Annotated in this window: 8 protein-coding genes; 4 read left to right on the forward strand and 4 right to left on the reverse strand. The window is 58.7% G+C overall.

The window, feature by feature from the left end; translation table 11 throughout:
- The 4 genes from dusA to LDL37_RS05925 all read right to left on the reverse strand — a co-directional run.
- On the reverse strand, positions 1-929 hold a 929-nt coding region (dusA, locus tag LDL37_RS05910; protein WP_290795567.1), incomplete at its 3' end, for a tRNA dihydrouridine(20/20a) synthase DusA.
- Positions 930-1,557: 628 nt separating this feature from the next.
- On the reverse strand, positions 1,558-2,838 hold the full coding sequence (locus tag LDL37_RS05915; RefSeq protein WP_290795551.1) for a DUF5690 family protein: 1,281 nt from the start codon (positions 2,836-2,838) through the stop codon (positions 1,558-1,560).
- A 105-nt stretch (positions 2,839-2,943) separates the two neighbouring features.
- Positions 2,944-3,516, reverse strand: coding sequence for a metal-dependent phosphohydrolase (locus LDL37_RS05920; RefSeq protein ID WP_290795553.1), 573 nt, complete (start codon positions 3,514-3,516; stop codon positions 2,944-2,946).
- A gap of 51 nt (positions 3,517-3,567) precedes the next feature.
- Positions 3,568-4,503 (reverse strand): LysR family transcriptional regulator, encoded by a 936-nt coding sequence (locus tag LDL37_RS05925; RefSeq protein WP_290795555.1) that lies wholly within the window; start codon positions 4,501-4,503, stop codon positions 3,568-3,570.
- 155 nt (positions 4,504-4,658) lie between these two features.
- Between LDL37_RS05925 and LDL37_RS05930 the strand changes: the two genes are divergently transcribed.
- From LDL37_RS05930 to LDL37_RS05945, 4 genes are all read left to right on the forward strand, one after another.
- The gene (locus tag LDL37_RS05930) at positions 4,659-5,783 is read left to right on the forward strand and encodes a TIGR03364 family FAD-dependent oxidoreductase (protein ID WP_290795558.1); all 1,125 of its coding nucleotides are present in this window, start codon (positions 4,659-4,661) and stop codon (positions 5,781-5,783) included.
- Entirely contained in the window at positions 5,773-6,555 is a 783-nt protein-coding gene (phnX, locus tag LDL37_RS05935) for a phosphonoacetaldehyde hydrolase (protein ID WP_290795560.1), read from the forward strand. Before LDL37_RS05930 ends, phnX begins: the two co-directional genes overlap by 11 nt.
- Positions 6,556-6,687: 132 nt before the next feature.
- Entirely contained in the window at positions 6,688-7,464 is a 777-nt protein-coding gene (locus LDL37_RS05940) for a DeoR/GlpR family DNA-binding transcription regulator (RefSeq protein WP_290795563.1), read from the forward strand.
- Positions 7,465-7,865: 401 nt separating this feature from the next.
- Positions 7,866-10,000: TonB-dependent receptor (locus tag LDL37_RS05945; protein ID WP_290795565.1), on the forward strand; the 2,135-nt coding region annotated here is incomplete at its 3' end.

Genomic DNA, 10,000 nt, shown 5'->3' on the forward strand with positions numbered 1-10,000 from the left:
TCGCGCACCGCCTCGATGGCCTGATCCAGCACCTCTATACCCGCGCCGGGACGGATCGATTCCACGGTCAGAATACGCCGGAAGGCCCGCGCACCGGGCAGGCCGTGCATCAGCCCCAGCATGTGCCGCGTAATGGCCGGCAGATGCACACCCGCCGCCAGTTGCGCCTCCATATAGGGACGATAAGCCTCCAGCGCCTCAAACGGCCCGACATCGGCCGCGCCGCCAAATATACGCCGGTCCACCTGACCCAGCAGGGCCGGCTCATGATAGGCGGCGCGGCCCAGCATGACGCCATCGACGTGTTTCAGATGCGCTTCGGCCGCCTCCAGCGTGCCGATCCCGCCATTGATCGAGATCGTCAAATCCGGATAGGCGCGCTTCAAAGCATAGACCAGTTCGTAATTGAGCGGCGGGATGTCGCGGTTTTCCTTAGGCGACAGGCCCTTAAGCCACGCCTTGCGCGCATGCACGATAAAGCTACGCACCCCCGCCTGGCGGCAGGCTTCGACCAGCGCAAACAGGGCCGTCTCTTCGTCCTGATCATCGACGCCGATGCGGCACTTAACCGTCACAGGTAGCCGGGTCGCCTCGCCCATGGCCTGCATACAGTCAGCGACAAGCTGTGGTTCGCGCATCAGACAGGCCCCGAACGACCCCGACTGCACGCGATCGGACGGGCAGCCGCAGTTGAGGTTGACTTCGTCATAGCCCCAGTCTTCGGCGATCTTCGCGCAGGCCGCCAGTTCATCCGGCTCAGACCCGCCCAGTTGCAGCGCCACCGGATGCTCGACCTCAGAAAAGCCGAGCAGCTTCTGACGGTCGCCATTGATGATCGCCCGCGAAGTGACCATTTCGGTATAGAGCAGCGCCCCCTTCGTCAGGGTCCGGTGAAAGGCCCGGCAATGCCGGTCCGTCCAGTCCATCATCGGCGCCACGGAAAATTTTGCCGATCTAAGTGCTTGATTTTCTTTCATAAAATTACGAAGCTACGATCCAGTCAACATATTGGACAGACTGAGGAAACCATCAGACCCAATACACGAATTTTCATTCGATTTACAATATTTTTCAATGCGTTATAGATTTTACAGGCTTGATAACTTTACCCCAGCAAAGAACTACGCCGCGAAAAAGTACAACATTGATGTAGTATTTTGTAAAATGATGTACCGCGCCATATATTGTGGATCAAGTCCGTCCAAATTTGTACAACGTTGCACCCATATAAGGCTTTTCCGTCCCTTAGCGATGACGCTCAAAGATAAAATAAGTCAAAAAAGAAGCCACACATTCTCGGCGAAAGTTTAACACTTTGCGTCAAATCGGTTTGAACCACAGATTTGACCGATAGGCGCTGCGCGACTGTTCGGGTGACACAGACACGGAGATATGTGTAAACTTTTGTTTTTTTAGTTAATTTTGTTCAGATTGAATTGAGACACAGTTCTGCATAGCCAAATATCGCTCTAAATTTTTTGGTTTGACACACTTTTTATCCAAAAAGTAAGCCATGCCTTTTGCCGTCGCCGAACTCCGTTTCGAAAAGCGCTTTAATCAGGCTGCGGACTTACGAAACATCGCATGAAAATAGAACAGTGAGAGGACCGTCGTGACGCCGACGATGGCGGCGGAGACATAACACAGGCCTGTAAAGAAGCTGAGCCAGCTAAGGGATAGCCCGAAATTTTTCAGCAGCATCAGAGCGACACTGCCGCCATAGCCGGAAGCGTCTGCCAGATACATGAAAAAGGCGGCATTGCCAGGCAGGCCCAACGCCGCCGTCAGGCGATCAGCGAGTACAGCATTGTAGGGAATGTAGCCCATATAAACCCCGGCTCCAACGGCAATCATCCACCACAGGGGGCTCAGAAGCTGCGCCTGCCACGCCAGAGTAGCCGTCGCGATGAGCACGGCCCCGATGATGATCATGGCGTGATAGACGAGAACGGATCGGGCATTATTGCGGATCAAGGAACTTAGACCGAAGAGCGGCAGGATAAGGGCGGCGATCGGCAATTCCGAGAGGCTGAAAATGGCTGGCTCATCGCCATAACCGAGGGCGTCCCAGAGTTCGACCGCAAAGTTGTCGCGGAAGTCACGCAGGGCCGAGAGGACAACATAGGCGACAATGAGCAGCACAAGACCCAGCCCCGCCCGTGCCCAGAAGGCTTTCCGCTCGGCCCGAAACATTGGCTGACGCGCCATGCGTTCGGCTACATCGGCGGCATCCGGCGGGGGTGTCAGCGACAGCATCCACACACAGAATGCCAGTAATGGAAAGAAGAGAGTCCCCGTCGCGGCGGGCATCCACAGTTCCGGCACGCCGTAGTCAACGGTCAGGGCCTTACCTACGGATTTGACTACACCCGACGAGACGATGAAACTGATGCACAAGCCAGCCCCCAGCCACTCGGATGTACGCCGCCCTTCCAAAAATCCGAAGACGAGCCCCCAGATCATGCCCAGAGGCAGACCGCTTAGGAAGATAGCAACGACCTTCAACCCCGTCGGCACCACCGCAAAGAGGATCAGGGCCATCAGAGAGGCGAGCACAAAGGCAATTATCATCAACCCGCGTCGTTGCGGTGTGGCTTCGCTGACGATCTTGATACCGATCAATTTGGAAAGGGCATAGCCTATGACCTGCGCGATGACGATCGTTATTTTGAAATCGACCGCGAAGTGCCAGTCGCCTATCTCCGCGTAGGTACCCACCGTAAACGGTTTGCGGAAGGCATACATGCAGAAATAGGTCAGGAAGGCGGCCGTCAGGGCGTAAACAGCCACCCAGATGGGGCCGGCGCGCGACAGTCTGCGGGTCAGGCCGGACGTCATGGGCAAGACTTTCACTAAAAGTTATGGGCACCAAAAGTTACGGGCTAAACCCGATCTCATGAAGGCTGATACAGACCCAGTTTAACGTGCCGATGACAGGGGGGACTATTCCACCGTGACCTGACCGCGAGCCTTTTCAAGGTAGGTGTCGAGGAACTGTTCAAGCGTGGGGGTGATTGCCTGCGGCTCCTTCGCCAATTCGTCTATCCGCCTAAGAGCAAGGGCATTGTGGGCGTAGGGCGTGCTCAGAAAGGCCGACTGTTCTTCTGGGGTCATCGGGCCGCCCTGAAGGCGCAGGGAAATGGCCGAGTCTTTTGAAAGTGCCGCTTCATAGCCCGGTTCAACCGCGCACAGATAGCGCTTGGCCGCCACGTGCAGGCGTATCGGCTCGCTCACAGCCGGCGGGAAGCGCGCGGCAGCCCAGTTCGCGCCCAGTACCTCATGCTTGTCATCCACACCCTCCTCGGCGGGCGCGTGCCCCAGGTCGTGAACCATATGCCCGACGTCGTGAAGTAAGGCCGCCATGATCATGGCCGGGCCCAGATCCTGAGCTTCGGCACGGGCTGCCGACTGTAAGGCGTGCTGCAACTGGTTAAGATGGTAGAGGCCATAGGCATGGTGGCCCTCACGCAAATAGACTTGGCGGATTTCGTCGATGAGGGTGATTGAGTTTGTCATAATTATTTCATATCCAATGTCTCATCTGCATTGGATATAATTATAATGGTGTCAGGTGCTGCAGGCAAGGCGCACGAACGCCGAAACAGCCGGAATTTCGAGGCTTTCTTTCAGGGCGATCGCGTAAACGCCAACGCTGCGCGTCAGGCCACGCACAGGGAGGGCTTTCAGCCGTGCGTCCTCGCCGATTTCGCCGTCCAGTATAAAGCTTAAACCCACGCCATTCGCAGTCGCCTCTTTCACCGCCTCGCGGCTTTCAACGGTCAGAACCGGGTCAAACGTGCCCCCTGCCGCGCTTACGGCTGCCTCGCTGAGGAGGCGGGTGACAGACCCCTCTTCCCGCGCGACAAAGGCCATGCCTTTCAGTTCCTCAACGGTGATATCGGCCCGCCCGCAGAAAGGGTGGCTTGCCGGGAGAAGCAGGTTCAGACCTTGGTGTGCGATCAGATGGCATGACAAGGTGGGGTCGGGCTCCATCAGCGAGGTAATCGCCACGTCGATACGGCACTCCTGCAACTCTGCGCGGAGGTCTGCCGTATTGCCATGGCGGGCAACGACTTCAATATTGCCGTAAGTACGCATGAAGTGCCCGATGAGCGCCATAGCAATGGGTGGGGTTGAATAACCTATGACGATCCGCCCCCGACTCAGAGTGGAAAAGAGGTTCGCCGCCGTCTCAAAATCTTGCATGCGACTTACGACCAGCCGCGCCCGGGTATAGAGTTCGCGTCCGGCATCTGTAAGGCTCTGATTGTGGGAGCGTCTGTGCAGAAGCCGCAGACCACACGCCTGTTCCAGGGCCATAATCTGATTAGATATATTGGGTTGTGATACGCCGAGCTCTGCGGCGGCGCGCGAAAATGAACCAAGGTCCGCCACGGCTACAAACGCACGCAAGGCCCCGATCGACAGGCCACTGGTTTCCCGCCGCCGTGTTGGGTGGTCTTCTGGGGCAGCGTCTGCATTGCCGGGCGCGGGTGCGGACATGTCGTTTCCTTTCAGGCGGGGGGGCACAGGCAGACATATAGTGGCTTGGGGAGCCTGCCAAGTTCAGTCGCGAGTGGCAAGGTTACAAAATTCGCGAAATTTATAACTATACAGATATAATAATAATTTATTATAGAAGCGGCAGGGAGGCCTTCATGTACGACATAGCCATTATCGGTTCGGGGATTGTCGGGCTGGCGCACGCCCTGATGGCGCTGCGGCGGGGCCTGCGGCCTGTGGTGATCGAGCGTCAAGCCGCCCCGATCGGTGCGTCAATTCGCAATTTCGGCTTCGTCACCGTGACCGGGCAGGGTGAAACCGACACCTGGCGACGGGCGCAGCGCAGCCGCGACATCTGGGCCGAGATCGCCCCGCAGGCGGGGATTGAGATCGTGCAGCGCGGTCTGCTCGTCACCGCGCAGCGCCCCGAAGCCATGCAGGTGCTGGAAGCCTTCGCCGCGCATGCGATGGGCGCTCAATGTCAGATTCTGACGCCCGATGCGGTGCGCGCGACCTATGCCGGCATAGGCGCTGCCCTTGAAGGTGCCCTCTACAGCCCGCACGAGCTGCGCGTGGAATCGCGCACGGCCATACCGCGTCTGGTGCAGTGGCTGGCGCACAACGGCGTCACCTTCCTGTTCGATACGGCAGCGCTGGCGGTAGATGGTGCCGAGGTTGTTACGCCGCAGGGACGCGTGCGCAGTGAAGCCGTGATCGTCTGCCCGGGTGACGACCTGACCCACCTCTATCCCGACCTCTATGCCCGCCAGGGCGTGACACGCAGCCAGTTGCACATGCTGCGTCTGGCGGCACCGGGCTTTGATCTGATCTGCCCGCGTATGTCGGACCTGTCTCTGGTGCGCTATCGCGGCTATGCTGAGCGCCCGCAGAGCGCGGCGCTCAGCGCGGTGCTCGAGCGCGAACAGAAGGCGTATCTGGACGCCGGCGTGCACCTGATCGTCACCCAGAACGCCGATGGCTCGCTAATCGTCGGCGACAGCCATCATTACGGCCGCGCCCCCGAACCTTTTTATGACGTAACGGTCGAGGCGCTGATCCTCGAAGAGTTCCGCCGCGTGCTGGGCATCGAACCGCCACCCGTTGTCGAGCGCTGGCTCGGCACCTATGCCAGCGCCGCCGAAGACCTGATGCGTCTGTCGCCCGCTGAGCGGGTACGGCTGGTCGTGGTGACCAGCGGCACCGGGGCCTCCACATCCTTCGGCATTGCCGAAGAAACGCTCAATGATCTGTATGGTAAGGAAACCGCGCATGACCACTAAGCCCCTACACCCCAAGGCCGTTATCTTTGACTGGGCCGGGACCATGGTCGATTTTGGTTCTCTGGCCCCGGTTATCGCCATGCAGCAGGGCTTTGCCGCCGCCGGGGTCGAGGTCTCAGAGGCTGAGGTGCGCCTGCCCATGGGGCAGGCCAAGCGCGATCACGTCGCCGCACTGATGGCTCAGCCCGCCGTGGCGCAGCGCTGGCAGGACCGGTTCCGTCGCTTGCCGACCGACACGGATATTGAGCGTATCTATTCCCATCTGGATGAGCTGATGCGGGCGGCGGGAACCGCGCGGGCCACCCTTATTCCGGGGGCGCGCGCCACTTTTGAACGATTGCGCGCCGCCGGTATCCGCGTCGGCTCCTCCACCGGCTATACGCGCGCCATGATGACGCCCATTCTGGCGGCCGCTGCGGCACAGGGTTATGAGCCGGAGCTGGTCGTCTGCGCCGGGGAAACGCCGCAGGGACGACCCGCGCCGCTGATGATCTGGAAAAATCTGGTTGAGCTGGGCGTATGGCCCGCAGCAGATGTGGTGGTGGTCGATGACGCGCCGGTCGGTATCGCGGCGGGTAAGGCCGCCGGGGCCTACACGATCGGGGTGGCTGCCAGCGGAAATGGGGTGGGACTGACCGAGGAGGCGTTTGCGGCCCTTGATCCGACCGAGCGTGTTGTGCGACTTGAAGCGGCGCGGACGGCGCTCTACGCCGCCGGGGCTGACGCGGTGCTCGATACGGTAGCCGATCTGCCGCAATGGCTGGGGCTATAACGCGCGGATTTCCATAAATTCCACAAAATCTCACACGCCATCACACGTTTGTCATACGTACACCCTATGCGGCGCACTTCGGCGCATCGCCATTGACAGGCTGCGGCAAAACACAACACAACAGAAGCCGTCATGTTTATCCTTCCCCGGGGCCGTATGCTTCAGGATACCCGTCAGTCAGAAATCTATAATCTGCTTCAGGTCCATCGTACCTGTACCATAACGGATCTGGCCCAGCGCTTCGATGTCAGCGACGAAACCATCCGGCGAGATATCCGTCAGCTTGAAGAAGAGGGGTTTGCCTTCCGTGTACGCGGCGGCGTTACGCTCAAGGAAACGGCGGCCGAGGCCCCCTATCTGGTGCGACGTAATCAGAATGCGGAAAAAAAACAAGCGATTGCGCTGAAGGCAGCGGCCCTTGTCGAAGACAATATGACCATTTTGATTGATGCGGGTTCGACCTCTTACTGGCTGAGCCGCGCCCTGATCAAGCAACGCAATCTGACGGTGATTACCAATGCACTGGATGTGGCGCGTGAGATGACGGGCCGTAATGGCTGCAAGGTCTTCTTTGCCGGCGGCGAAATGGATTATGATTATCAGTCCTGTTTCGGCAGCGAGACCGAAGCCTTTATGGGTCGCTTCACGCCGGAAATCGCCTTCTTTGCAATAGGGGCGGTGGATTCACGACGCGGCCTGCTCGACTTCCATTATCCGGAAGCCTCGCTGAAGGCGGCCATATGGTCTCGGGCCTCGCGCGTTGTGGCGCTGGCGGACTCCACAAAGTTTGAAAGGCAGGGCATTATCAAGGCGCTCGACTTCAAGCAGATCGATATTTTCGTGACAGATCAGACCCCGCCGCCGCAACTGGTTGCGGCGCTACACGAGGTTGAAGTTCTGGTCGCCTGACACTGATCATTATGATTCTACCAGAAATCATAATGAACTCAAGCGCATTTCGTTCAAATTGAAACGAAAGCACGCTCTAAATTTTTGGTTTAACGCGCTTTTTTATCCGAAAAGTGCGTCTCACTTTTGCATTCGCCGAACTTCGTTGCAGAAAGCGCTCTAAAATCATTATCTTAGAGAGGCGAACCTCAGACTCTGACACTTAACGCGAAAATCGAATCGCGTCAGCTTTTCGGGTTTTCCAACACCGTTGCGCAAAAACCTCACAAAAGTTCACATTTTCCCTCCCAAAATACACACCTGTCACAAACAAACGTTAATTGTGTCCTCCGCAGCCGGCCGCGGGGGGCATCTTCCGTGCATCGCGATCGCTCGGCGCGCTTTATTCACGGAGACATTCTATGAAGATGCTTATGACAGGGGCCGCCGCTGGCGCGCTGTTCTTCATGGCTGCGCCGACTTACGCGCAGACCGAAACGCCCGCCGCGCCCAAAGCCGGTCAGGCCGGAAGCGACACTATCGACACCGTCGTTGTCACGGGCTATCGCGGCTCGCTGACCAAAGCGCGCAAGCTGAAGCGTGAATCGAACGTCATCAAGGACGTGATCGTCGCCGAAGACATGGCCAAGTTCCCGGAACTGAACCTCGCGGAATCGCTGCAACGTCTGCCGGGCGTGCAGATCAACCGCGAAGCCGGCGAAGGCCGTCGCATCAGCCTTCGCGGTCTGGGGCCGGACTTTGCCCGCGTCCAGCTCAACGGCATGGAAGTGCTCGGCAATGTGGACTCGGCACAGGACAGCCGCGGCCAGCGTTCGCGCGACCGCGCCTTTGACTTCAATATCTTCGCGTCCGAACTGTTTTCGCGCGTCGAGGTCGAAAAGACCTATCAGGCCGCGCAACACGAGGGCGGCATGGCCGGTACGGTCGGTCTGTTCACGGGCAAGCCCTTCGATTATGCGCCGGGCACCAAGGGCGCCGTTTCGGTGAAAATCGGCACCAATGAGTACACCAAAGATACCCAGCCGCGCATCGCCGCCCTCTACAGCCGCAACTGGGACGACGTGTTTGGCGTCACCCTGTCGGTCGCCTATGGCAAGCGCGAAACGACTGAGCAGGGCCATAACACCTATAACTATTCGAAGCCGAGCGCTTCGACCCTGTCGAGCCTTGTGACCAAGGGCCTCAACATCTCCAAACTCAGCGCCGCGCAGCAGGCCAAGTTCCTGTCGGGTGACCTCTATTTCGCCGACGGCAACCGTATTTCGTCGTGGAATGCCGAGATGGAACGTCTGGGCGTCACCGCCGCCGTGCAATGGAAGCCGATGGAAAATTTGCTCCTGACGCTGGATGCCCTGCACGGTGAATTCAAGACCAAGCGCAGCGAACTGCACCTGGCGACCCGCCCGCTGGCTTCCACGGGTTCCGTGGCCTTTGATACTGCCGCTGGCGGTGTGTGGCCGGCCGCGTTCCAAACGAATTCGGTGATCAACAATATCGCCTGGGATAGCAGCAACTACGTGACCATGACCGATGTGACGGGCATGACCTTCGGCAGCGAAAACCGTCGCTCGCTCAACGAAAACAAGTTTAACCAACTGGTGCTGACCGGTAAGTGGGACATCTCCGATCGCCTGTCGCTGGACGGCCATATTGGCTATGAAAAGTCCACCTACGACACGCCCTATGATGACAAGCTCTATATGCGTGCCAAGGGCAACCTGATCGCCAACTACGGTTCGGATGGGCGTTCCGCGTCGTTCCAGTACCCGGGCTGGGACACGACAAATCCGGCCAACTACGCTCTCGATTCCTTCTATTATCGCGGTTTCAACAACTCTTCAGAGCTGAAAGAAGCCGTCCTTAATGGCCGTTACTCTCTGTCGGACGTGTGGACCCTGCGTGCGGGCGTGGCCTATCACGAATTCACTCAGGACGGCATCGACAAGTTCTATGACGACAACGTCAATGGCACCCGCAGCAAGATGCGTGGCAAGCCGGTGGCCGACGTCACGACGGTCTTCACCAACAACTTCGGTTCGTGGCTGATCGGCGACTATGCCAAGACCTTTGCCAAGTATAACGAATATCACCGCTTTGGCCCGAACACGGACGGTACCGGCGGCGCGCTTCAGGACATCGAAAACGTCTATACGACCAGCGAGAAGACGACCTCCGTCTATGTGCAGGCGGATTGGGACAGCGACATCGCCGGCAAGCGCTTCCGCGGTAATGTCGGCCTGCGCGGCTATCAGACCGACACCAACTCGACAGGCTGGATTCAGGGCGACTCCTACGCCTATCTCGGGACGGCGGATGTGGATGGCAGCTATAGCGGCGTCCTGCCGACGTTGAACACCGTGCTCGAAATGACGCCGGAAGTTCTGGTGCGCTTCTCGGCCACGCAGAACCTGAACCGTCCGGGTATGGGCTCGATGGCCGCCAAGGGCAGCGCCTTCAAGGACGAGACCAGCGGCGAAATCAGCGCGTCGCGCGGCAATCCGAACCTGAAGCCCTATACCGACACGACGCTCGATCT

It is taken from the genome of Asticcacaulis sp., from assembly GCF_020217185.1.
GTDB lineage: Bacteria > Pseudomonadota > Alphaproteobacteria > Caulobacterales > Caulobacteraceae > Asticcacaulis.

Coding starts and splice junctions, on each gene's coding strand:
- phnX (WP_290795560.1), top strand. CDS start 5,773: ATGACCACTAAGCCCCTACACCCCAAGGCCGTTATCTTTGACTGGGCC.
- LDL37_RS05930 (WP_290795558.1), top strand. CDS start 4,659: ATGTACGACATAGCCATTATCGGTTCGGGGATTGTCGGGCTGGCGCAC.
- LDL37_RS05940 (WP_290795563.1), top strand. CDS start 6,688: ATGTTTATCCTTCCCCGGGGCCGTATGCTTCAGGATACCCGTCAGTCA.
- LDL37_RS05925 (WP_290795555.1), bottom strand. CDS start 4,503: ATGTCCGCACCCGCGCCCGGCAATGCAGACGCTGCCCCAGAAGACCAC.
- LDL37_RS05920 (WP_290795553.1), bottom strand. CDS start 3,516: ATGACAAACTCAATCACCCTCATCGACGAAATCCGCCAAGTCTATTTG.
- LDL37_RS05915 (WP_290795551.1), bottom strand. CDS start 2,838: ATGACGTCCGGCCTGACCCGCAGACTGTCGCGCGCCGGCCCCATCTGG.